Source organism: Paenibacillus sp. FSL H8-0122 (assembly GCF_038005345.1).
Taxonomy (GTDB): Bacteria; Bacillota; Bacilli; order Paenibacillales; family Paenibacillaceae; genus Paenibacillus_AQ.
The window spans coordinates 21,244-45,478 of the sequence record NZ_JBBOTB010000001.1 but is presented as its reverse complement, the minus strand read 5'-3'; the positions used below and the strand labels follow the sequence as shown (position 1 = coordinate 45,478).

Genomic DNA, 24,235 nt, shown 5'->3' with positions numbered 1-24,235 from the left:
CAGGACGGCTCAAGACGAATTAACTTAATCGATGAATATTTTCATATCAACATTAATCAAAAAATGTATCCAATTCCCCTAACCCTACTCCACAGTAACACTCTTAGCCAGGTTTCTTGGCTTATCCACATCATGACCCAGAGCCAGAGACGCATAGTAAGCAAGCAGCTGTAGGGTAACTACAGACAGTGCAGCGGTCAGCAGCGGCAGGGTCTGAGGGATCACGAAGACCTGGTCAACGGAGCGGAGCAGGTCGTCTTTGTGCTCTTCGTGGGTGATGGCCATGACATGGGCGCCGCGGGCCTTCACTTCCTTGATGTTGCTGACGGTCTTCTCCAGTACGGATTCCAGGGTAGCCAGAGCGATGACCGGAACGCCTTCTTCGATCAGGGCCAGGGTACCATGCTTCAGTTCACCCGCAGCATAGGCTTCAGAGTGAATGTAGGAGATTTCCTTGAGCTTCAGCGAGCCTTCTTGAGCTACAGCGTAGTCTACGCCTCGGCCGATGAAGAACAAGTGCTTATGCTCAGCGATTTGCTCAGCGTAGGCTTTAATCGCGTCTTTTTGACCCAGAATGACTTCTACTTGCTCCGGCAGAGACTGCATAGCGGCCAGAATCTTGGTAACCTCAGCCTCAGTCTGTGTGCCGCGTACTTCAGCCAGATACAGACCCAGCAAAGTGAATGCGATCAGCTGGGAAGTGTAAGCCTTGGTCGAGGCTACAGCGATCTCAGGACCAGCCAGCGTAACCAGCACACTGTCTGCTTCCCGGGCAATAGAGCTGCCTACTACGTTGGTGATCGCCAGCACATGGGCTCCATTCGCTTGACCTTCACGAAGAGCGGCCAGCGTATCAGCAGTTTCACCCGATTGGCTCACTACGATTACCAGTGTCTCTGGAGTTACGATTGGTGACCGGTAACGGTATTCAGAAGCGATATCATTCTCTACAGGAATGCGTACCAGGGACTCAATCAGGTTACGTCCAACCAGACCGGCATTATATGCAGTACCGCAAGCTACCACTTGGATATTGCGGATGTTCTTGATTTGTTCTTCTGTCAGGTTAAGCTCAGGCAGAATAACCTTGTTGCCTTCAGCGTTCATGCGGCCGCGCATCGTATCACGGTAAGCCTTAGGCTGCTCATGGATTTCTTTCAGCATGAAGTGCTCATAACCGCCCTTTTCTGCGGTAACGGCATCCCAATCGACAGTAATCATTTCCCGAGAAATAAAGTTGCCTTCAATCGTCATCAGTTCGACAGCATCCCGTGTCAATACAGCCATTTCGCCGTCGTTTAGAATATATACGTTGCGGGTGTATTCCAGCAGTGCAGGAATATCGGACCCGATAAAGTTCTCGCCATCGCCAAGACCAATGATCAGCGGGCTGGCTTGACGTACTGCTACCAATTTATCCGGTTCATATTCAGTCAGAACCCCCAGGGCGAAAGCTCCGCGCATGTAAGAGATCGCCTGCTGTACAGCCTTAACGATATCTCCCTTGTACTCACGGGCAATCAGGTGGGAGATGACTTCTGTATCCGTCTCGGAGGTGAAGTGGCATCCTCCAGCAATCAGCTCTTCCTTGAGATCCAGGTAATTCTCGACAATCCCGTTGTGTACTACCGAGAATTTGTGACTGTTGTCCGTGTGAGGATGAGAGTTCTCATCGGACGGCTTGCCGTGTGTTGCCCAGCGGGTGTGGCCGATGCCGGCACTTCCTGTCAGTGGAGTCGCATCCAGACGGGATTCCAGGTTCGCCATACGTCCCTGTGCTTTTACAACCTGCAGACCATCCTTCGTGAATACCGCAATCCCTGCGGAATCGTACCCGCGATATTCCAGCTTCTTCAGACCCTCTACCAAGATCCCCTGCGAATTCTGATTACCAATATATCCCACAATACCACACATTATATTTTCCTCCGTCCAATTTATCGAAATTAGGCGCGCATGAGGAAAGAAACGTGCCGTGCGGCATGTTTTGAAGAAAAGCAAATATGATGTTGTCCATTACACCCAACATGATAACCTGTCAATTACATCGTTAGTCACGATTATGCACAGTCTTCTCCTCTGCCGTGGCAGAACCGTCTGCGTTCCTGCAAATGCGCATACCCATGATTTGTACATCTTTAAGTTAGCACCCACAAAAGCGTTGTGTGCAAGGTCGCCCTCGCATTTTCCGCTTCCATTTACGGCTCTGGTGCATCACCGGGAGGTCCCCGCCGAACATTTCGAACACCTCCACCTCGTCAGCTTACATCTGCCGTGATCCGTTCAGACCGTCCTGCACTGCTTACGCAGCCACCGGTCCTCCCTTCTCTCCCGCGCAAGATCAAGCTCTGGCGCTTGTGTTGCAATAACCTTACGATCCCCGCTTTCCTTCTGGAATGACACTTAGTCTATTATATGCACCTCAACCCGTTTTTGCAACGATGTGGCGAAGAAAACCTTTTTCATCCATTTCACACTTTTTCCAAACAGCATGACGCCATTAATCATTCAGCCGGTGAACGAATCGGATTGATCCATCCACCGGCTGCCCGTTCCTGCTACTTCAGTGAGTGATTACACTAGCTCGCGCTGAACCACTTCAACAATCTGCCCTACAAAAAGATCCAGTTCCGCCTTATCCGGCCCTTCGGCCATTACACGGATCAGAGGCTCGGTTCCCGAAGGACGCACCAGGACACGCCCGTTGTCGCCCAGCTTGCTTTCCACTTCTATGATCGCGGCCTCAATGGCCGGATTATTCGGATAATTGGTTTTGTCCTGCACACGCACATTGACCAGCACCTGCGGATACTTAGTCATCATGGACTTCAGCGTGCTTAGCTTTTTGCCGGAAGACTTCATGGTATTCACCAGTTGAATCGCAGTCAGAATGCCGTCACCTGTAGTATTATAGTCCAGGAAAATCACATGGCCGGATTGTTCCCCGCCCAGATTATAGCCGCCGCGGCGCATCTCTTCCATCACATAACGGTCACCGACCGCAGTCTTTGCCGTATTCAGCGACAGCTTCTCTGTTGCCTTGTAGAAACCGATGTTGCTCATTACTGTAGATACAATGGTGCCATCCTTCAGCTTCCCTGCACGGTTCATCGCATCCCCGCAAATGCAGAGAATGAAGTCGCCGTCCACCTCGTCGCCGTTCTCATCGATAGCGATCAGGCGGTCCGCATCTCCGTCAAAAGCAAGTCCCAGATCCGCACCATGGCGCAGCACCTCTGCACGCAGAGTCTCCGGGTGTGTGGAGCCGAAGCCGTCATTGATATTAAGCCCGTCCGGCTCTGCCCCAATGGCAATCACTTCCGCGCCCAGTTCCTTGAACAATCGTGGTGCCAGCTCATAAGCTGAGCCGTGTGCACAGTCGAGCACCACCTTCGTGCCCTTGAAGCTCTGGTCGATGGTAGTCTTCAGATACTCCAGGTAAAGGTATTTCGCTTGATCATCGACCCGCAGCGTGCCCAGACCCGATCCTACCGGACGCGGCAGCTCATCGTGCTCGGCATCCATCAGCTCCTCGATGCGCAGCTCCGTTTCGTCTGTCAACTTGAAGCCGTCTCCGCCGAAGAACTTAATTCCGTTATCCTCCACCGGATTATGCGAAGCAGAGATCATCACTCCCGCATCCGCCTTCAGCAATCTGGTGATATAAGCTACAGCAGGTGTAGAAACTACACCCAGACGGATCACATCTGCCCCAATGGACAACAAACCCGCTATGAGTGACGATTCCAGCATCGGACCCGAGATCCGCGTATCCATCCCGATGACCACTTTAGGCTTTTCCACATTTCCTGCCAGCACATATCCCCCGCAGCGTCCAATACTGTAGGCCATTTCTGCTGTTAATTCACGGTTAGCCACCCCGCGTACGCCATCTGTTCCGAAATACTTACCCATCTTTTTTTCTCCTTTTGAATACGCTGCTTCAGCTTAATAAATTATAGTATGAATGATTCGATAATTCGTGTATGTCAGGTACATACAAATAGACTCGTTCGTGACCGGAAAGTTATGTTCCGCCCGTACTGTCAGCATTATTGCCGCTTGCGGGCGGCGTTGGTTCAGCAGTCTCCGGCGGAACATGTGTCGGCGTCGGGGTCTCCTCTATAATCTCGCCGGTATGCTCCGGGGTTGGCTCTACGAGCGTCTCGTTCCCGGATGCAGGCTCAGCACTGGGCTCCGGCGTAGGCGTCGGGACAGGGCTACTGTCCGGCGCGGCAGTCGCGGCCGGAGCAGCAGGCGCTACCAGCTCCACCTTCGCAACAAGCTGCGAGGCGGTATTCTGCAGGGTAATGAACCGGGGGAGCGACACCTGCAGCGTAACATCGTAAACACCGGCCGTAAGCCCCCCGGCATCTGCAACCACACTGATGCTATCCTGGTCGAGCTGGTCCAGCAGTGTTGGCGCACCTGATAGGGTCAGATCCATAGTGGCGCTTCCAGGGTCTATGATACGGGCTGTCAGCCCGCTGCTGACGCCCTCCAGCTTAATGGGGATAGCAGAGAGGGTCCGCTGGGTAATCTCCGCCGCAGAGACCGCTACGGTCATTGCCGCAGGTTCAATCTTGCCTGTGCCCTCCGGCGGCTTAAGCTCCAGCTTCATCTGCTCTGTGCCCGCATTCTTGATAGCGCTCAAATCCAGGACAGCCTCATACGAGGATAAGGTCTTAAGGGTCTCTGCACTGCCGTATACCGTTACCATATCCTGTTCCGGCGTTACCCTGGACAGCACCAGTGAACCGGGCAGACTGCCGGTGAAGCTGATGTCCAGCGGCAAGGTTTTGGACGGGAGGGTAACAGGCACTTCTACCGCTACTGTAGAGGGTTCAATGACCGCATCCTCCAGCTCGTTCCCCTTACTGTCCAGAGCGAAGAGCTTCAGCCGCTTCTCGCTAAAAGTCTCATTCTGCCCCTCCAGCTCCACCTTCCCCTGCACCTTCGCTACCCGTCCAAGATCACTTGCCGGAAGGGTAACCTCTACGGATACAGGGTCAATCACAGGGCTGCCTACTTCATAGCCTGCTGCCGGCTCCCCCGTTATATTCAGCGAGACGGGAAAAGACTTGGTCGTCCGCGGCTCAATATGCACATTCACCTGATTCGGGACCATATCATCCAGGGTTACACCGCTTGGAGTCGAATACATCAGCGGAAGCGTATTATCGCCGGGCTTCACATCCTTCAGATCCAGCCATACCCGATAGGCATCGGAGAACTTGTAGGTCAGATCGGACTTCTTGCCCCTTACCTCCATCCTGACGCTGTCCACATCCTTGGTCAGTACATAATTCTCACTGTCGAAGCCCTCAATCTCCACTTTGACATTCTCGATCGTCTTCGATTCGGTATTAACCGTAGTCTGGTACGTTGGCGCTGTATCCACATGCACAATGGTCCACAGAATAATCCCCAGAGCCAGGGCAAGGATCTTGTTGAAGTTGTTGTTCTTCATCCATTTATCCATTGTCTTTATTCCCCCTCCGTTTCCAGAAAGCGGAGCTCTTCTCCATCAGGGGCGAGCTGCTTGCGCTCAGCTCTTGGTGCAGCTTCGAGATCAGGGACTCTTCCTTGATATCCCGGACAATTTGTCCATTGATGGCCAGCGAGATCAGGCCGGTCTCCTCAGAGACGACCACAGACACCGAGTCTGCCACCTCACTGATACCGATTGCGGCCCGGTGCCGGGTTCCCAGCTCCTTGCTGATGAACGGATTCTCCGAGAGTGGCAGGTAACAGGCTGCCGCAGCGATCTGGCCTCCCTGCATAATCAGCGCTCCGTCATGCAGCGGCGTATTGGGGATGAAGATATTAATCAGCAGCTCGGAGCTGACCTCAGAGCGCATGGCGATCCCGGATTCCGTATATTCATTAAGCCCCGTGGCCCGTTCGAATACGATCAATGCCCCGATTTTGCGGACAGCCAGATAATTCACGGCTTTAATCACTTCACCGATTAATTTACTGATCTCCTCATCATTCTCCGCATTCCGCCCGAAGAACTTGCCCCGGCCGAGCTGTTCCAGCCCCCGCCGCAGCTCCGGCTGAAAAATAATAAAAATCGCGAGTATCCCAAAAGTAAACACCTGGTTCATCAGCCACCTCAGGGTATACAGATCCAGTAGAGTACTGCCGCCCCAGATGACGACCAGGACCATAATCCCCTTCAGCAGCTGAACCGCCCGCGTCCCGCGCACCATGTTGAGCACTTTATAGATAATGTAGCTGACAATTAGAATATCAATTATATCTTTAATGGATTCTTTCCATGTAAGGTCGGTAAAGTAGCTCATGGCCGAAAACCCCCGTGATTTCAAATTAACTGGGTTTATGTAAATTGTCTGTTAAGCTTGAATCTTATTCTAGGTTATAACGTTACGCCTCCGGTTGCAAGTTTGGCGGCTGGTAAATTGATGAACCTGTCATTTCAGGCAACAAAAAAGCGCCATCTTTCCGGAAAAAGAGGCGCAAATGAGTTATCTGCTACAAGCGACCAACATTTAGCTATCGGTAGGCAACTTCAGAGAACATGTTCGTCACTTTATACCAGATCCAGCTTACGGCTTGGTCTATACTTTTGACTTGCCCGGAGATATGGGCGGTTGAAGCCTGATACAGCGAACCGTCGATTACCGTTACGTTCCCGTTGACTTCCCCGTAGACTTGAGTCTTACCGTTCTCCACCGTCAGATCGCCGGAGATAATTTTGCCGGAGGGTACAATCACCGTATTCCCCTTGATCACAACCTGGTCGAGGTCTGCCCCTCTAACCACAAGCTGCCGATCCTGATTCCAAAAGGTTACGGAGCTCATCAGCATCACAAGAATGAACATCGACGCCGCCGTCAGGGCCGGATGTCGCTTGATCCAGGTGATGAAGGCTCTTTCCTTCTTGGGTTTCGGTAATGAATCCATAATCCGGCCAACCAAATCCTCCGAGGCCACAGGTGTCTGGTGCATCAGGGAAAACATCAGCATATCGGTCTGTTCCAGTTCTTTGAACCTCGCACGGCACTCCGTACAGGATAAAAGATGCTCCTTCAATTCCCTCTGCTGCAGGTCGGGCAAGTCGTCATCCAGGTAGTCGTGCATCATAGAGACGGCCAGTTTGCATTCCATAGGAGCCAATCCTTTCATACGTGCTAATTTAGTGCATAAGACTTGCTTAACTTACATACGTCCCTGCAATGCAGGAGTTTCATAAAAAATAATCTATTTTTACAATTTGGGTCCTAACTTCTTACGTAAAAACTCACGGCCACGATGCACCCGGGTCTTGATCGTCGTTACAGGCATATCCAGCACATCGCCGATCTCCTGAAGCGACAAATCCTGCAGATAGCGCAGAATCATAACCGACCTGTACTTCACGGGCAGGCTGTCGATGGCTTCATAGATGAGTCTCTGTGTCTCCGAGAGCAGCAGTTCCGTCTCCGGGGTCACATTATCGCTCGGAATCATCGAATACCCGTCAATCCCCTCCTGGTCGTTCATCTCGGCATCCAGGGAATAGGTCGGGCGACGCTTGCGCAGCCGGTCAATGCAGAGGTTCGTGCCAATCCGGTAGATCCATGTCGAGAACTTCTGCTTATCATCATACCTGTCCAAATTTCTGTAGACGCGCAAAAAAGTCTCCTGAACAACATCCTCCGCCTCATGGCGGTTATTCAGCATACGGTAAGCCAAATGATAAATTTTGTCTTTATATAGTTCCACAAGCTCGGCAAATGCCCTTTGGTCACCCTTCAGGGCGAGCTTTGTCAGTCTGCCTTCCAGATTCTCCACCTGTTAACTCCCCCAGACTTGCCGCCCTTGGACTTTCAGCTCTTCGAAGACCACGGTACAAGCATTTAAATCGTAAATCATGTGCTTGCAAAAATCAAGGTTTGTATTGTTACCTTCCATATAATGTGCTGGAAAAGCTTGCTGCGGGACGCTGGCGGCTGATCGCTGAAGGAACCCCCTCGCCCCCTGGCGGCTGATTAGTCGCGGGCTGCGCAGAACATTTGGACTTCCGGTCGCTGTTATTGGCAGATTTCCTGATTAGAACCGCAGGCCGCGGTTGAAATCTGCCAATAAAGGCGAACGCTATCGCTCCTGCAGTTCCAAATTTCCGCTCCGCCCCCTCCATCAGCCTGGTTCCCCCCTACTACTGCTACCGCTTTTCTTGTTGCCCAAGTATATCTCAGGCAACAATAGGGTGGGGCATGGGCTCGGCCGGGTCTGCGACTCCCGGCCTCCCTGGAACGGCAAAAACCTCCTAGCAGATGAAGCATGCCCGTGCCGTATGCCACTCTTAGGGCGGCACCTCACTTGTTTGCATCCACCTGTTTCATCCTCATTCTATTTCTATTCGGTTTTCGCATACATTTTTTCGCATACATTTTGCCGATAACCCTCATGACCACCCAATGTATTCGGTTTTTGGCATACATTGCGCCGGACGAGTGCTGTGCGGTCCAAATGTAATCGAAAAACCGACTACATTGCGCCGGACGGTACTGTGCGGACCCAATGTAATCGAAAAACCGACTACATTGCGCCGGATGGTGCTGTGCGGACCCAATGTAATCGAAAAACCGACTACATTGCGCCGGATGGTGCTGTGCGGACCCAATGTAATCGAAAAACCGACTACATTGCGCCGGATGGTGCTGTGCGGTCCAAATGTAGTAGAAAAACCGATTACATTGCGCCAGGTGGCGGTATGCGGACCCACTGTATTTGGCCCATGCGCCTTCACGACCTTCTAATGTGTTCGGTTTTTCCGCATACAATGGGCCCGTGCGCCTTCCTGACTGCCAATTTCCTATAAAAAAAGCCCACCTCCGGCTAGGAGGTGGGCGGGAACTTCTGAAGCGCCTTAGGGCCGGCTTCAAAGATTCAAGACCGAGAGATCAAGACCTAAGACCGGAAAATCAAAACCTTAAAGCGGCTTCGCCGACTTTTAGACCCAAAACCCTAAAGCGGCTTCGCCGACTTTGAAGAACAAGATCGGTAGAGTAAAGTGCAGCTACGGTGATCAACGCAAATCATCAGCCGGTATTCCGAAGACCGGCGGCAATACCATTGATCGTGAGAAGTACCTCACGCAACAGCTCAGCGTCATCCCCCTCAGCCTCACGCAGGGCGCGAAGCTCTGAGAGGAGCTGAACCTGCAGGTAGCTGAGCGGATCAACGTACGGATTACGCAGACGGATCGATTCCTGAATGACAGGAACATTATCCAGAATGTCCTGCTGGCCGGTGATCTGGAGAATCAGCTCGGAGGTCAGCTTGAACTCAGCCTCGATCTGGCCGAAGATTCGCGCACGTGCTTCCTCGTTCTTGCCCATCCCGGCGTATTCCTTGGCGATGACAAGATCCGCCTTCGCAATAGCCATCTGCAGCGTATCGATCAGGGTCGTGAAGAATGAGAAGTTCGCATACATATGCTGCATGATCTTCATATTCTCTTCCTTGCCCTCATAGAAGCTCTGCAGACCGGTTCCGGCGGCATACCATGCTGGAAGCAGATAACGGCTCTGCGTCCAAGCGAATACCCAAGGAATCGCACGCAGGTCCTCGAAGCGCTCGCTATTCTTCCGCTTCGAAGGGCGTGAGCCAATATTCAGCTCCCCTACCTCCGGCAGCGGGGTTGATTCTTTGAAGTACGTCAGGAAATCCGGATCACGGAAGATCAGATCCTGATATTTGTTCAGCGAGACTTCAGAGATACGGGCAATAATCTCATCCCACTTGGCTTCGTACAGATCCGCTTGCGGTGATCTGGCATGAATAGCGGCCGTAATTAGGGCAGATGTCGCCTGCTCCAGACTGCGGTAAGCAATGCCTTTCATCGAATACCGGGAGGAGATAACCTCGCCCTGCTCGGTAATCTTAATCCCGCCGCCGATGGTGGAAGCCGGCTGGGCCAGAATACTCCGGTTGAGCGGCATACCGCCGCGTCCGAGGGCACCGCCCCGTCCATGGAAGAACTTCAGCTTAATGCCGAACTCATCGGCAGTCGCTGTGATCTGCTTCAGGGCCACACGCAGCTCCCAGTTCGCTGTAACCACGCCGCCGTCTTTATTACTGTCGGAATATCCCAGCATGATCTCCTGCAGATCATTCATCGCACGGACCGCATCGCGGTAGATCGGCATGTTCAGCAGCGTACGCATAATCTGCGGCGCATCATGCAGGTCGTCAATCGTCTCGAACAGCGGCACAGCCTGCAGAGTACAGACTACCGTACCGTCGTTGTCTTTGCGGAACAAGCCGACTTCCTTGGAGAAGACCATAACCTCCAGAATATCGCTTGCCGCCTCTGCCATACTGATCAGATAGCTTGTAATACACTGCTTTCCGTATTCCTCCTGCGCCTCATAGATCGCACGGTATACCGCCAGGCACTCCTCTGTCCCTTCACTATAAGACTGGTAAGGGGAAGTCAGCGGACGCGGATCATTCAGCAGCTTCTCCAGCAGCACAATCTTCTCTTGCTCCGACAGCTTGGAGTAATCCGGTGTAACATTCATCTTGGCCAGAACCTCTGTCATTGCATTCTCATGCTCCTGGCTGTGCTGGCGGACATCCAGCGTAGAGGTGTGGAAGCCGAACAGCTCCACCTGACGAATCAGCTTCTTAATGTAGGTATCTGCTACATAATCGGCGTAGTGATGCCGCAGGCTGCGGTCAATCACGTTCAGGTCGTCGATGAATTGCGCCGGGGATGAGTAGCGCTCTGGTGTTCCTTTTTTCTCATCGTCCAGCACATTCTGGGTCTTGGAGATCATATAGCTAAGCTTAATCCGGTAAGGCTCGTTATCATTACGCCAGGCATCGACCCGGTTAAGATTGATAATATTCCGGTCGGCTTCAATGGATTCCAGCAGCTCCGGCGTCACATTCACAATGCTTGTACTAAAGCTAAGGTACTGCATCAGCTCGCGCATAATACGCTGGTATTCACGAATAGCCAGCTTGCGCTGCAGACGTAGGGTCTGCAAGGTTACCTTCGCCTTCACGGAAGGGTTGCCGTCGCGGTCTCCCCCGATCCATGAACCGAAACGCAGATAGGTCGGCACATGCCAGTTCTGGCCCGGATAATACTTGCTCAGACAGCGCTCAAGCTCCTGATATACATCCGGCAGTACTTCAAAAATCGTCTCATGGAAGTAATACATCCCGTTACGTACTTCATCCAGCACCGTAGGCTTGCGGTCACGCAGTTCATCGGTCTGCCACAAGGTAATAACCTCATTCAGCAGCTTCTCCCGGAGCTGTTCGCGTTCGCGGAAGGTTAACGTCGGATTATCCAAGCCCATGACGTCGTCGGAGATCCGTTTGTGGATATCGAGAATCGCACGGCGCATAGCTTCAGTAGGGTGAGCGGTCATAACCAGCTCGAGCGACATGCCGCTCATGATCTCAAGAACCTCTTCGTGGGAGAAATCCCGTTCGCGAAGCTCCTGAACCGCGCTCTCAATCGACCCCGGCTGTACCGTCTCCCCGGCAGAACGTTCATAGTCGCGTTTGCGGCGAATCCGGTGGTTCTGCTCGGCGATATTCACCAGCTGGAAATAAATTGCGAAGGCACGGATCACCTGATGGCGATTCTCCGGGTCCAGTGAGCTAATCAGCTCTTTAAATTCGTTGTGCAGTTCAGGCAAAAACAATGAGCGCAGCGATTTGCTGGTCTCCCGGATTTTCTCCACAATATCCAGCAGTTCGTTACCGCCTTGGTGTACCAAGACTTCGCCCAGTATGTTCCCCAGGAACCGTACGTCTCGCCGCAGCAGATTGTTGGAGTTGCTTTTGCTAACGGTAGTCGTAAGTTCGGTCATGCTGCTCCCCCCATCCTCTTCCGGATCAATGCTCTTAACATTGTCTATTTGAAAAGCTTCCTCATATCATACAATAAAAACGCCCGGAAATCTTCAACTTTATTGCGCGGTAAAGCAGTGCAGTGATTTCGATTATACACCAAACCGGCCATTTATGCAGTCCCAAAAAATTATGTATTTCTTTCTGGTATATTCTCTCTTTGATATGTGCTGTTTGCAGTGTTCATGTGAAGTTATGTGACGTATAACGACAAAAACAGCCAGCTCCGCAGAGCCGGCCGTTCATCACAGGTTAACTTTTATTTCATCGTGTGCCCTGAGCGGTTGTTGAATGCCAATTCGAATAATCCGGTAGCCGATAACCCGGCCAATCCGCCTGCCCATAGACGCAAGGTCAACTCCAGCTCTGTAAAAGGATACGCCGCCGCTCCAACCAGCAGCCCGATGCCCAGTCCGATAAAAGGGATGCTGTTACGCGGCAAATGGGTATTATTTTTGATCAGCTGCACCAAGGCAAGAATAAATACGGCCAGGATGGAGGCAAAAGCCAATACATGGTCCAGCAGTTCGCGGTTCATCATGAGATTGCTCCTTTCTGCGGGATGGTGGTGATTTCAACGGTGTTGGCAGCCGGATGGTAGGCAATCTGAGCGCCCAGCGCCTCCGCAATTTTACGTGCAGGAACATAGGTAACCCCATTCTCCAGCCACCCGTCCGCAATCTTCCTGCCATTCACCTGTACTGCAACTTTCATCTGAGTCTTCATCACTGGTTCCTCCTTGGGCTTGATCCGTTCAACCACCGCCTCCACGGCCGCAGCCGCAGGCTTTTTGCCGGTTCGCAGATCCGCCAGACTTAATCCGAAGCTCATCTGCAGATGCGGATAATCCTTGAAGCTAGTCCAGTCGCCGCCCCATTCGAACCCGATGGCCTTAGCGTGTTGCACGACCTCCAGCCAATCCCGGGTCCCATTCCGATTCCCGTCCCTGTTCATATCCCAAGAGACGCTGGAGCCATCCGGAAGCAGCAGCGAAAAATCCACCGCCAGCCCATAATTGTGATAACTGTACCCGCCGCGCGCATTGGTCACGATTGCTCCCGGCCGGGTTCGCCCCTGGGCAAAAAGCGCATCCTGTTCGGCAATCGTCCGCAGGCCTTGGGTGATCAGGATGGGAACCCCGCCAGCATAACTGCGTTCAATCAGTGCAGTCGCTGCGGCAAGGACGGCGGGATGAAGTCCTTTTAACCGGGCAGCAGATTTACTCAGGAGTTGAGTTAGCGTCAGCATGCGATTCCTCCCCTTTCCTGATTTCAGAGAGGACCACGAACAGATCCTGGCGTCTGGTGTACATCAAGAGGGTTAGAATGACTAGCCCTAGGGTCGTTCCCGTCTGGGCAATTGCCCAGGCATCCGATTGCAGCGAGCTTCGTATAGCTTCCGGGGCGGGAGCGGAGCTGAATCTGATCCAGAAGGCCACCGCCATTTTTACCGTATACGCCCCGAGGAAAAAGAACGCCGCCAGCATAAACAGACTGACCACGCGCACCCGGAATCTCCGGCGGAAATACAAAAAAAGCGCAGCCATCAGCAGCAGCGCACAGATAAAAGATATAGAATAGGCCAGTAACAACACAATATCAATGCTGCTCATCTTCTGCCCCCCGATCATAGATTAGGAACTGGGCGAACCCGTTGTTCCTGATTTCATCCTGAATGTCCTGAGAGACATTCTTGTACCTGCGGATCGAGAGCGATACCTTATGTCCTGCCAGTGCCAGTCTCCGCTCTCTGTCCCGGTGCAGGGGCGATAGACGCTTGATCCACGCACTCAGCACGTTATCCCCCCCTGTCTTCTTCATTAGTACTACTGGTGTGGCTGTTTGCGGAATGGTCTATTTTCAAGCGCTGCAAGACTTCAAGCGTGGGTGCCATGAAGTCTGACCGCTCTTTGTCGAGGATATTCTGCAGCCTGTCCCGGTCCTCCTCAGCACGCTCCAGCAGTTCACGCGGCACCAGATTCCCCTTCACAATTGACCGCAAAAGCACAAGCATAATCATGAGCAGAATCAGAGCGATGATATAAGCCAGTCCATACTTATCCGCAAGCGGCAGCAGCTTCTCCAGATTCGCTACATCGTTGCTGTCCATTGCTTCACTCCCTTCTGTGTGGTTATTAAAATAGTTATTAAAGTAGTTATATAAGACGCACTTAAGATTTAAACTTGAAGCTTCATCGTCACTGCGGTGAACATTTGGACTTAGCCCCCGGACGGGTCCGAGGGCAAAATAAAAACGCCCTCAGCGGCGCCTCTGGCAATCTACTCTTCAGTTACAAGGAACGTAAGTCCGTTCTCCAACAGAATCTGCTTGACCGCAGGCTTCAGCGTAGAGGGGACCTCGCTATACTTCGTCTTCCCCAGCGTAACGCGTTGTGCGAAAAATAATGCCATTGCTCTCACCACCTTTCTATAATAGAGGTAATGCGCAGGTTAGACCCGCTGAACGATTACGTGTAGACTTGCGTGGCCATCTCCGCAATGAGATCCTCAATGAAATCCGCCCGTTCGCTGAGCGCGTTATTCTGCGCCTTTAGCCACAGATTCTCTTGCTGCAACTGCTCCAGTTCTGTCAGTACCGGCGGCTTGTTGGCCTCAGCCTCCCGATACGCTTCCCAAGCGGCCTGCAACTCCGCCTCCGTCGGCTGCGGCGCATCCAGCTTCCAGACCGCAATATACGGCCCCCGCTCCACCAGATCATAATCCTCGCCTTCGGTCAGCAGGTTATAGTCGATGCCGTAGCGATAGTGGATACCTTCTACAGGCTGTTCTCCGATTTCTGGCGGCTTGATCTCGTAGCGTACCTGGCCCTTGGCTTCTGCTCCGGGTCGCAGGACGGGTTCTGGGCCGTTGTCTTGGACGATGAAGTCGTGCATGGGGTTGGCGTTGGGATGTATTTGTTTGATTGCTTGTGATAGGTTCATTTTCAGGCCTCCTTTTAGGCTAATCTTACAATAGCAAAATGTGTGGTTTTATCTGCTGTATAAATGGAGCATGAAACATCCGAATAGATAAATAGCTCTATAATTTGACCTGCATACAAATCATATAGTCCACTTCCAGAAATCTGAATATCTCCCTTGCCTCCATGAAATTGCTCTGCAATCCAACTGTTCTGAACCCCGTCAACGTGAACAGCCAGTATCTCACGGGTCAAACTATTCGCTCCGGCGACGGCTCCCACACGGGCCTCAATACTATAAAATCCCGGTTCCGGAATAAGGAATCTGGAATTGGGTATGTCGGTAATGGACTTGTTATTATTAATGTTCGCTGTAAATAAAATTTTTGTCCACGTCATGGCAGGGACAACTTGAGAAGTAGAAACATTTTCGTGGTGCATTTCCCCAATTGGCCTAGATGTTTTAGTATTATCTCCCCATGGGTTAAGAACACCGCCATTTCCTCCGGTTATAGCTCCACTTGGTATAGTTCCATCAGTATTAACTATCGCCCCGGCACTTGTAAGAATAGCCGTAGCGTTTCCGGTTCCTGAGCAATTTGTAACGGTTACTTGCCCCTTCTCAACATGAATTGCGACACTGCGATTAGATATTGTACACCCCTCGACTAATCCACGTTGATTAAAAAAGCTAATTCCTGTGTTAGGGTTAGAAGCAATTACTATACAGCTAGTAAAATCGCACTTCCCACCATCATATGCATAAAATGCTGACTGAGTGGTGGAGGTTGCTGTAAAACCAGAAACTACAATACGGTTACATCTCGCGGCGGTGAATGATCGAATAGACGCCGAAGTGCCATTAATCGAAACATAACCCGCACCATTAGTCCCGGATATAATCACATCTTCTGCATAAGTCCCTGCTGCAACACTGATTGTAACCGTGTGATTGACTACCTGCGGAATCATACTAATTGCCTTGTTGATTGTCTTGAACGCCCCTGCTGCCGTGTTGGCAAGTCCCGTATTATTGTCGTTCCCATCCACACGGACGAAGTAGGTAGTAACCGCCGTAGTCTGCTGTGGCGTAGTCACTATATTCGCCTTGCCATTCCAGGCCGTCTTCTCTGCATCGGTTACGAAGCGGTTGGACGAGTCCTGTACGATAACCGATGGCGAATGCGTGGAAGGATGTACATAATTATTAGCCCCCTGCGCCACACTATCCAGCTTCGACTTGTCCGCTCCAGCCATCAGCCCCGCAGCAGTCGTGGTCGCAACTGACGTTGACGCCTTGGCGTTCCATGCCGTGCGCTCCGCGGCTGTGATGTGCTTGACCGCATCCGCGGCGTGATCCTGCGCGGTCTTGACGGCGGTGTCCAGAATATCCATATTGCCGTTCAGGTCGGTGATATCTACAATGTCTGTACCATCGGGCTTTTTTAGCCCCAGATTACCCGTTGTTTTCATCGCTCACACTCCTATTCATATACTCTTAGTTCGTTCCAGGTCTTGCCGTGCGCACCGTTCCAGGTGAGGGACTTCAAGGAGTCCCACCAGGTGTAGCTGTACACGAAGCTATAGTCCAGATGGGCCGGTTTAATCTCTTCCATGATCTGAATCAGACCCGCCATATTGGCTGGAATGCCCAGCGTGCCGACGAAGCGCACCTCGAAGCTATACGCTCCGGGCACCTCCACGACCTCCACATCTCCCCCGGAAAAAGCAGACGCCGTCCGCCGGATCATCTCCGGTGTAGTTGTTCCACTGCCCCGCAGCTTGGCCTTGATCATCTCCCGCCGGGTGGCGTAGGACTTGTTCGTATCCGAGGCCAGCCCCAGCATCCGCTCCCAGCGGGACAGTCCCCAGGTAGCCGACTCCAGCGTCTTCTGATCGTCACTGTCGGCCATGGCGTAAGCCACTTCACCGCAGGCTCTACCTGCGCTGGCCTGCACAGCCTCCATCTCAGGCACGCCCTGATAATAATCGGGCAGGTACTTCATCAGATCAGGAACGGTAACCTCCGGTCCCTCCCCCGTCACTCCATCTGCCGAATAAGCCACAAGGCCATATATACTGTCTCCATAAGCCACAGCTACACCCCCTTCAGCTGGTTCCAGGTCAGCGGACCCTTGGGCAGATAATCATGGGTATGTGCAGCCGGAGCGAATACAGTAGGCTTGCCGTCCACACCTGACCACTGAACTGTATCCGCAGCCTGGGCATAATCGACCTTGCCGTTGTTATTCGTGTCGTAGATGCTTTTCAGCATATCGCCTGTGCTTTGGCCTGCCGCCAGCAGCATATTGCTGCTGCCGCTGCCGATGAACAGCTTGCCGCTATCTGTGCAGTAGCCCAGCTCGCCTGCGGCCAGCGTACCCAGCGCACTCTCCAAGCCGCGGCGGATTTGAATCAAAGTCTTCCGTGCCATGGTCACCGCCTCCTAGAATGTCCCGCCATCGATAATGCTTACTGTGAGCTGGTTGCCATTGGCCGAATCGTAGACGATGCTTGAGCCGTCGATGTTGACCTCGATGCCAGTCGAGTTGACCAGGATTCCCTTACCCGGCTTGGCCGCAACACTGGTTGAGCCGACAATGATCCCATTGCCTGCCCCGACGGTCAGTGTGACACTATCCGCCTGCCCGCCGCCGGTAAGACCATTCCCAGCCGTGATCGTCTGTAGCGCGCCGCCCGTCCGCACCCAGCCGCTCCCGTTCCAGCTGTAGATTTTCTGCTCATCGTCCACATAGGCCGTCCAGCCGACAGCCGGAGCATAATAAGCCCAGCTACCTGCGGCATATTCCGCAATCTGATTCGTTTTCCCCGCCCAGACGCCGGTAGCACCGGAAGGAATAATATACCGGTCTGCTTCCACGGGACTTCCTGGCGGAGCCGTCAGATGCTGATCCTTCACCGAAGCCTGCGGCTCAATATTATGCTTGGCCAGCTCGATTTCGTTTTTGATTTTTTGTGCGGACCACAGATCTGTAATCGTCGAACCGCCATCGTTGATCACCCTATGCTTCGCGGCATCGTTAAGATGCGTTGCAATTTCTGCGGCGGTCTTCGAATTCGTGCCGTCCGACACTTTATTGGGATGCCCTGCTGTAAGATCCGCCTTGAGCACCTTGGCATACGTGGAGCCGTCAGCGATATCGTCCACCGTTCCGCTCACATCTGTTAATTTCTGCGCGTTAACCCGCCGCCAGGCGGTCCCGTCATCGAAATACAAATACCCGTTGTTACTCCCGCTGCTCACAAGGTACAGACGCCCCACCGAGGCTGCCGCAGGACGCGAAGCTTCGGGACCGGACAAGGCCCGGCCCACCATGGAGTTGGAGCTACCGTCTCCGATATAGACCTCCTTCGTATCTGTGCAGAAGCCCATTTCACCCGCCTTCAGCATCCCGTAAGTGGACAGCTCGGCCCGGGTACCGCGTTTGACCTGAATAGTCTGTGCCATATTACACCTCTCTTCTAAAAGATCCGCCGTCAATCAGACCGGCCTGTTTATACCGCTCCAGTTCAAGCTGCGTAGCCGTAAGCCCGCCCTGTAACTGGTTCACATCATCCGCTTCCACAGTGTCTCCCGGTGTCTCGTAAGTCACATAGACTTCGGGCACATCCGCATAGATGTTAATGAGCCGCCGCCAAGGGGCCTCGTCCGGGAAAGAGACCGAATAATTCCGCACCTCTGTCCCGCTGAAGCGTGAGCCTGTGTACACGGCCAGCGTCTGATTGTTAATATTGTCGTGGGCCAACAGTCCGCTGAATACACCACCTGTGAGCCGAAGCTTCTCCTCTACAACATGACTGCCGCCATTTGCCTTTTTGTTCAGCTTATCCTGAAAAACATCGATCTGCTCCGGATATCCCATACCTACACCTCCAGAACGACATTGCCGAACAGCGGCACTTCTGTCTCCAGCAGCGGGATATTTGCCGTTCCGCCGTTCAGCTTCAGCCCGCTATAGTCCAATACGCCCTCCGTATTCAGCAGCAATGCGCCAATGACCGATTGACTGATATAGGTAGCGGCAAAAGCCTTCTCCTTACGATACTTCTCCAGGAGCGCCGTAAAAGCTTGAATAACCGGCTGCAACGCATAGCCGGCTGCCAGCGTAACCTTAGCTGAGACATCAACCACCTTGCCTGTGGCCGATTCCACCGTCACCACCGCACCCACCGGAGCCTGGCCCTCGCCAAGGCCCGGCGCAGGATCAATAAACTGCTGCACCTGGGAGACCAGCAGCGGGGAGGCGGGCTGATGCTCCGCGTTCACAATGACCACCTTGACCGTCTTCGGTCCGGCCCACAGCGGGAAGACCCGCGCTCCCCCTACGCCCTGGATCTGCTGTGCCCACTCCATGTAATGATATTTATTGCCGCTCGTTGCAGGCCGCCGGGCCGAATCGAAGTACCGCTGCCGCAGCGCTTCATCCGTCTCCGCATCCGTGCCGGGAACCAGCAGGCCCGTAACCTCCCCCCGCGCAAGTCCAGGGATATAATCAATCGGCAACAGCACGCCTGAATACTGATTCCCCTCAGCCCCGGCAGTCTCGCTCTCCAGGCGGTACGTCCCGGGAGCAAGCTTCTCCGCAGCACTATAATGGAGCAGTCCCAGGGAGAAACGGCTGCCCAGCGGAATGTCCAGAGGCTGTTCGCCGCCGGTATAGAACCTCGCGCCAAGCTGCGCTTTGCCTGCGGGCTGACGCTTCAGTCCTGTCCAGGCAATGGTTCGTTCCAGATATTCGCCGTCCGCCGCATCCGGGAAGAACAGATTATTGCTGACCTCAAGCTCCAGATACATCTGGGCCATTTCGGCGGCTGCCGGCGCAAGCGCATCATAGATAATACTTCCCTCGCGCTTATCCAGCCCCTCTGGCACACGATCCAGCATACGTTCCAGCAGAGCCTCGTACGTCTGATCCTCATACACTGGCCATCCCCTCCTTTCTAAGCTCCAAATCACCGTATACTGTGACAGCCGTACAGCTGAAGCTAACCGTATCTCCGTCAAAAAGAATCTCCACATCCTCAAGCGCCTGAATCCGCTCATCCTGGAGCAGCGCATCGCCGATCAGCCGGCGCAGCTCCGGCCGGGCCAGCAGCCTGTCCTGACCCAGCACCAGCTTCCACTCCGTTCCGTAGTCCGCGCTATAGATCAGGTGCTCATAACGGCTGGTTTGCAGCACCTTGATTGCTGCCTGCTTCACCGCTTCGAGCCCGTCTACCCGCCCGCCGATCCGCCCCCGCTCCCAGTCCATCCGGTACGTCAGGCTCGGAGCATTCCCCGCAGCGGTCACATTCCCTTCCAGCGCTCCCGTCACCGGACCGGATCTGCCTATTGCCGGAATCATAAATCCACCAGCCGATCGAGGACAATATAGCTCTGTCCGCCTTGCATCCGCACGAGCAGCACGCGGTCTCCCGCTTCAAGTCCACGCCGTAGCAGGATCTCCCGGCCTTCGATCACAGCCTTGCTCTCCATCACGGATTCAACCACAACCAGTGCGGCTCCTGTCAGCAGCAGCCGCTGCTCCACCTGAATCTGCAGCGGCTGTGCCAGAACCACCGTCTCATAAGACAAAGCCACCGGATTCGTATTGGATACGGCCCCGAGGCTTGCCTGTTTAATAATATCGAGCATGTTGTCTACACCACCTTAATGTCTAGGGACATCGTATGCTCCCCTCCGGAAATTTTATGGCTGCATTGATCTACCAGGAACAGCTGCGTCTGGAATTCATCCAGCAGCACATAGATGAAGTTCCCCGCCCTCACCCGTATATCGCCAATAGCCTGTACCGAGAGGCTGACTTTCTCGCGGTTATGCTGCTTGAGCAGATTGCCTGCCTTTTCCTGAATCTGCGCAGCATTCGCCTTATCATCTGCCTTCTGGTAGAGATGCAGGATACCCCAGCGCTTTACATTTTCTTTATCTGTGACCGGGTAAAACTCGCGTTTGCCGGTCTTTTCGTTGTCCTGGTAGAGCAGAATCGTATTGTACGTATTATCGTCGATGCTTCTTTTCAGCGAATAATCATACAGGTAATGGCCTGCCCCCAGAATCACCTTCAGCAGCATGGACTGCGGACTGCGCAGCGTCAGCTTGCCGAAATCATCATAAAAGGCCATTAGCTGGCCCTTATACTGCAGCTCACTGCCGACAGCGCCCATAATAATATCCAGCAGCTTCTTGCCGTCTTCGATCAGAGAGGGAATTTTGTACCCGGCCGGTTCCAGTAGTCCAGTCCGCAATCCGCGGTCTTTGGCAATGGTGCTGATGACCTCAGTGGCTGTAACGTCCTGGAGCACATAACTGCCATTGCCCAGCAGATAGCGGATCTGATCGTACGCCGTCAGCTTGATCTCCTGATTCGCACCCGTGTCGATGCTGAAGACGAAGCCGTAGAATACATCGACCCCGTCTCTGCGGAACTGCACAATATCCCCATTGCTGATCGCGAACTTCTTATGCTGATACATACCGCTGTCCACCAGCGTAAGCTCAAGCGTCGCAGGCTTGCCGGTCCGGGTGGTTTTCCACGTGATATCCGTAACGATCCCGGCAATATTCCAGATGGCGCCTTCCTTATTAATTACGATTAATTCCATCGCCACGGCCTCCTAAGACAGCTTGATCACTCTGCCGACTTTGAGCTTCTTCAGTTCGCTGTCAGAGATATTGTTAAGCTTTTGCAGCGTTTTGGATTTACTGCCGTCACCGAGCAGCTTTTGGGCCACCGACCAGAGCGTATCCCCGGCTTTGAGTGTATAGGTCGCAGGCGCTGCCTTCTCACTTGCCCTTTTCTGCTGCTTCTTCACTTCACCGGTACTGCCCACCTTGACAGCTAACGCCTGATAGAACACATACTTTTTGAGTCCAAGTGTATAATCGATATCCCCCGAGGATCCCGCACTCAGCTTCCAGGAGAAATTCTCGATACTGACCGCCATATTAATGCCAATATCCCCGGTAAAAGTCTGCTGTGCCTGCGCCCTGGCCTGCTTCAGCCAATCTGGGGTCTGCGTATTCTGCACGTTCGCCGATTTCAGCCCTGAGAAAACAAACCGGACCGGCCTGCGGCTAAGCATCCATTTGCGGATCAGCTCCACGTATTCGTAGGGCTTCAGCAGCTTGCCTGCATTCTCGCCGGAGTACACCACGAACGGATAATACTGTGCCGGAAACATACTCTCAATCGTAATCTCCGTCAGCTTCGGATAAGCGATAGCATTGATTTCACCGAAATCCACTATGGTATAGCTTTTGCCATCGCTGTTCTCCTTGATCTCCAAGGTCTCAGGGTTCACCGGAAGCCGGATCACCTCTTCATAGTTGTTGAAGCTAAGATAGAATCCATACTCCTCCATGTTACGTGTACACCCCCTGCGCCGTAGAGACGAACTCCTCTTTCAGCTTCTGCCCGATCTTCGTGATGATGGAGTCAATATCACCGGAATTATTAATATTCCCGGTTGTTACCTGCACCGTTGGCGTCAGCTCGACAAAATTCTGAATCGACTGAATCTCCGCCAGCTCCCGCAGCATATCCAGATCATCGCTGGAGATATCGACCTTTTCATTGATCTTGCCTACCTCGCCCACCTTGTTGACGTTGTTCAGGCTGCCGTTTTGGTTGGCGAAAGCATTAGTAGAACCTCCCGGGATATTCTTAAGAGACTTAGGGTTAGTTAACTCCTTGGCTTTATCCGCCATTTGTTGTCCCTTATCCATGAAATTGTTCATGGCATTCTTTCCTATTTCATTCCCCTTGCCATATGCCGCTTTTGTATCCTTATAATCTGTTAGCTTGGATATTTCCAAAACTACCTTGTCTGCTGGTTTATATGCTTCAAGGCCTTGACGATATTTCCCAATAATATCACTGGCACCATGAGGGGTCTCCGGTTCCTCTACATCTAGTTTGACCTTACTGATCCCTAATGTGTCGAAGAATGGAATGTTGCTCAGCATATCAACCAGTGAGTTGAACTTGTCGAGCACCCACTGAATAGCCTTAGCCATTACCTTCATGAATCCTCCGGCGAATCCTTCTGCGCCTACAGCAATACTATACATAACATCCAGCGCACCAGCGGCAAGACCATAAAAGAATCCCTGTACTTTATTGACAGCCCAATTAAATATATAAACTAACACATCGCCAGCCAAAGTGAAAAAATTCTGGATACCAATGGCTATATTCTGCACAACTGCAGCCAGGTAGTAGAACGATCCCACAATAAATCCAATCACCTCGCCCGCCGAGACGCCAAGATGCTGCAAAATCATCAATAAGACTGCTATCACCGCAATGACGATTAAGATTGGCCAGTTAGCAGCCAGCCAGGCTGCAGCGAGCATATAGACCTGAACAATCATAGCTGCCAGGAAAACAATCGCTATCGCCTCAAGAATAGGCTTGATGAAAGACCAGTTATCCTGAACCACTTGAGCCAGCCATAACAATCCATTAACCACCATTGAGATCACATTCGCTATGACAAGAAACCCGTTAGCCATCGCATCAATCAGCGGTGCAAGCTGTCCTGAAGTTAACGCGTTGTTAATCATATCCATTACCGGCCGCAGAGCGCCCATTGCCTTAGCACCAATCTGTCCGAGCGCATTGTCAATATTCTCGTTCATCACGTTCCATTTCTCAATATCCCCCGGCTGTGCTGCTTCCTTCACGGCCTTCTCCCCGAACGACTTAATCGTGTTAAAAGGCGTTACCACATCAGCCGTTTTGAGGAATTTCATGATCTTGGAATCGCCGCCCGGTGCAGGCGGGACTGGTGGAGGTGGAGGTGGCGGCAACGGCGGCGGTACCGGGTCCTTCTTCAAGTTGATTTTCGGTTTCGGAAGAACCTCAGGTTTCACCACTGGCGGTTTAACATCCTCTTTTTTCACCTCAGGTTTCTTCTCTTCCTCTTCCTTTTTTTCTTTTTCCTTGAGGCCCTCCCACCACTTCACCTCTTTGGGCTCGGGCTTTTTTTTCTCAGGCTCCTCTACAGTAGGAGCGGCGTTAAGCATCCGGACCCCCAACTGCTGGGATTGCGCAGCCCTTTGACTTTGCTGCATCACAATTGTTCTGGACACATCCACTTTGACAGGCAGCCGTTTAAATCCTTCCAACAGCGTATCATTAATCTGTTGCAAGGATTGAATCATCCGATCCTCCGAGCGGATGATTTGTTCACTGGAACGTCTCACAGCCGCCTGAAAACCCTTTACCGACCGGTTAACCATGTCGAGATTATTATTCATCCGCAGGCTTTGTTTGTGGACGGCTTTCCAGATCGTAACCGACCTGCGCGAGATAATGACTGCTTTCGAGCTATCGATTTCCATTCTTTCACCCCCTTCATCGCTTCTTCCCCTTGCTCCGCGCGCGCTCCCGCTTCTCCTTGTCCACGC

Annotated in this window: 26 protein-coding genes; 1 reads left to right on the top strand and 25 read right to left on the bottom strand. The window is 52.7% G+C overall.

Annotated features, from left to right (window positions below):
• Positions 1-84: 84 nt before the first annotated feature.
• From glmS to sigW, 6 genes are all read right to left on the bottom strand, one after another.
• A complete protein-coding gene (glmS, locus tag NSS64_RS00310) occupies positions 85-1,917 on the bottom strand; it encodes a glutamine--fructose-6-phosphate transaminase (isomerizing) (RefSeq protein WP_341138838.1) in 1,833 nt (610 codons plus the stop codon).
• Between the two features lie 657 nt (positions 1,918-2,574).
• On the bottom strand, positions 2,575-3,915 hold the full coding sequence (glmM, locus tag NSS64_RS00305; protein WP_340937797.1) for a phosphoglucosamine mutase: 1,341 nt from the start codon (positions 3,913-3,915) through the stop codon (positions 2,575-2,577).
• A gap of 112 nt (positions 3,916-4,027) precedes the next feature.
• Positions 4,028-5,482: a CdaR family protein gene (locus NSS64_RS00300; protein ID WP_341138837.1), complete on the bottom strand. Its 1,455-nt coding sequence runs from the start codon at positions 5,480-5,482 to the stop codon at positions 4,028-4,030.
• On the bottom strand, positions 5,475-6,308 hold the full coding sequence (gene cdaA, locus NSS64_RS00295; protein ID WP_076081805.1) for a diadenylate cyclase CdaA: 834 nt from the start codon (positions 6,306-6,308) through the stop codon (positions 5,475-5,477). The genes NSS64_RS00300 and cdaA overlap by 8 nt, the downstream gene beginning before the upstream one ends.
• A gap of 211 nt (positions 6,309-6,519) precedes the next feature.
• A complete protein-coding gene (locus NSS64_RS00290; protein WP_036724508.1) occupies positions 6,520-7,134 on the bottom strand; it encodes an anti-sigma factor family protein in 615 nt (204 codons plus the stop codon).
• A 99-nt stretch (positions 7,135-7,233) separates the two neighbouring features.
• A complete protein-coding gene (gene sigW / locus NSS64_RS00285; RefSeq protein WP_036696241.1) occupies positions 7,234-7,800 on the bottom strand; it encodes an RNA polymerase sigma factor SigW in 567 nt (188 codons plus the stop codon).
• Positions 7,801-8,462: 662 nt separating this feature from the next.
• Between sigW and NSS64_RS00280 the strand changes: the two genes are divergently transcribed.
• Positions 8,463-8,768: a hypothetical protein gene (locus NSS64_RS00280; protein WP_341138836.1), complete on the top strand. Its 306-nt coding sequence runs from the start codon at positions 8,463-8,465 to the stop codon at positions 8,766-8,768.
• Positions 8,769-9,050: 282 nt separating this feature from the next.
• Here NSS64_RS00280 and ppc read toward each other — a convergent pair whose 3' ends face one another.
• From ppc to NSS64_RS00185, 19 genes are all read right to left on the bottom strand, one after another.
• A complete protein-coding gene (gene ppc, locus NSS64_RS00275; protein WP_340937791.1) occupies positions 9,051-11,843 on the bottom strand; it encodes a phosphoenolpyruvate carboxylase in 2,793 nt (930 codons plus the stop codon).
• A gap of 299 nt (positions 11,844-12,142) precedes the next feature.
• A complete protein-coding gene (locus NSS64_RS00270) occupies positions 12,143-12,421 on the bottom strand; it encodes a holin (RefSeq protein ID WP_340757619.1) in 279 nt (92 codons plus the stop codon).
• Positions 12,421-13,131 (bottom strand): M15 family metallopeptidase, encoded by a 711-nt coding sequence (locus NSS64_RS00265; RefSeq protein WP_341138835.1) that lies wholly within the window; start codon positions 13,129-13,131, stop codon positions 12,421-12,423. Before NSS64_RS00265 ends, NSS64_RS00270 begins: the two co-directional genes overlap by 1 nt.
• Positions 13,103-13,495, bottom strand: coding sequence for a hypothetical protein (locus NSS64_RS00260; protein ID WP_340937788.1), 393 nt, complete (start codon positions 13,493-13,495; stop codon positions 13,103-13,105). Before NSS64_RS00260 ends, NSS64_RS00265 begins: the two co-directional genes overlap by 29 nt.
• The gene (locus NSS64_RS00255) at positions 13,482-13,679 is read right to left on the bottom strand and encodes a hypothetical protein (RefSeq protein WP_076081810.1); all 198 of its coding nucleotides are present in this window, start codon (positions 13,677-13,679) and stop codon (positions 13,482-13,484) included. The genes NSS64_RS00260 and NSS64_RS00255 overlap by 14 nt, the downstream gene beginning before the upstream one ends.
• Position 13,680: 1 nt before the next feature.
• Positions 13,681-13,992 carry a hypothetical protein gene (locus NSS64_RS00250; protein WP_076081811.1) on the bottom strand — a complete coding sequence of 104 codons (312 nt, stop codon included), beginning with the start codon at positions 13,990-13,992 and terminating at the stop codon, positions 13,681-13,683.
• 170 nt (positions 13,993-14,162) lie between these two features.
• Positions 14,163-14,294, bottom strand: coding sequence for a hypothetical protein (locus NSS64_RS00245; protein ID WP_341138834.1), 132 nt, complete (start codon positions 14,292-14,294; stop codon positions 14,163-14,165).
• Between the two features lie 56 nt (positions 14,295-14,350).
• Positions 14,351-14,824 carry an XkdW family protein gene (locus NSS64_RS00240; RefSeq protein WP_076081812.1) on the bottom strand — a complete coding sequence of 158 codons (474 nt, stop codon included), beginning with the start codon at positions 14,822-14,824 and terminating at the stop codon, positions 14,351-14,353.
• 14 nt (positions 14,825-14,838) lie between these two features.
• Positions 14,839-16,275 (bottom strand): hypothetical protein, encoded by a 1,437-nt coding sequence (locus tag NSS64_RS00235; RefSeq protein ID WP_341138833.1) that lies wholly within the window; start codon positions 16,273-16,275, stop codon positions 14,839-14,841.
• 11 nt (positions 16,276-16,286) lie between these two features.
• Positions 16,287-16,898: a putative phage tail protein gene (locus tag NSS64_RS00230; RefSeq protein WP_341138832.1), complete on the bottom strand. Its 612-nt coding sequence runs from the start codon at positions 16,896-16,898 to the stop codon at positions 16,287-16,289.
• Positions 16,899-16,900: 2 nt separating this feature from the next.
• Positions 16,901-17,236, bottom strand: coding sequence for a hyaluronate lyase N-terminal domain-containing protein (locus NSS64_RS00225; RefSeq protein WP_341138831.1), 336 nt, complete (start codon positions 17,234-17,236; stop codon positions 16,901-16,903).
• A 12-nt stretch (positions 17,237-17,248) separates the two neighbouring features.
• Positions 17,249-18,271 carry a DUF2793 domain-containing protein gene (locus NSS64_RS00220; RefSeq protein WP_341138830.1) on the bottom strand — a complete coding sequence of 341 codons (1,023 nt, stop codon included), beginning with the start codon at positions 18,269-18,271 and terminating at the stop codon, positions 17,249-17,251.
• Between the two features lies 1 nt (position 18,272).
• Entirely contained in the window at positions 18,273-18,686 is a 414-nt protein-coding gene (locus NSS64_RS00215; protein WP_340994602.1) for a phosphoglucomutase, read from the bottom strand.
• Between the two features lie 2 nt (positions 18,687-18,688).
• On the bottom strand, positions 18,689-19,747 hold the full coding sequence (locus NSS64_RS00210) for a baseplate J/gp47 family protein (RefSeq protein ID WP_341138829.1): 1,059 nt from the start codon (positions 19,745-19,747) through the stop codon (positions 18,689-18,691).
• Positions 19,740-20,168, bottom strand: a complete 429-nt coding sequence (locus NSS64_RS00205) for a DUF2634 domain-containing protein (protein ID WP_341138828.1) — start codon at positions 20,166-20,168, stop codon at positions 19,740-19,742. The genes NSS64_RS00210 and NSS64_RS00205 overlap by 8 nt, the downstream gene beginning before the upstream one ends.
• On the bottom strand, positions 20,165-20,458 hold the full coding sequence (locus NSS64_RS00200) for a DUF2577 domain-containing protein (RefSeq protein ID WP_341138827.1): 294 nt from the start codon (positions 20,456-20,458) through the stop codon (positions 20,165-20,167). The genes NSS64_RS00205 and NSS64_RS00200 overlap by 4 nt, the downstream gene beginning before the upstream one ends.
• A 5-nt stretch (positions 20,459-20,463) precedes the next feature.
• On the bottom strand, positions 20,464-21,426 hold the full coding sequence (locus NSS64_RS00195; RefSeq protein ID WP_341138826.1) for an XkdQ/YqbQ family protein: 963 nt from the start codon (positions 21,424-21,426) through the stop codon (positions 20,464-20,466).
• A gap of 12 nt (positions 21,427-21,438) precedes the next feature.
• Positions 21,439-22,185 carry a LysM peptidoglycan-binding domain-containing protein gene (locus NSS64_RS00190; RefSeq protein ID WP_341138825.1) on the bottom strand — a complete coding sequence of 249 codons (747 nt, stop codon included), beginning with the start codon at positions 22,183-22,185 and terminating at the stop codon, positions 21,439-21,441.
• A 1-nt stretch (position 22,186) separates the two neighbouring features.
• On the bottom strand, positions 22,187-24,169 hold the full coding sequence (locus NSS64_RS00185; protein WP_341138824.1) for a hypothetical protein: 1,983 nt from the start codon (positions 24,167-24,169) through the stop codon (positions 22,187-22,189).
• Positions 24,170-24,235: the final 66 nt, after the last annotated feature.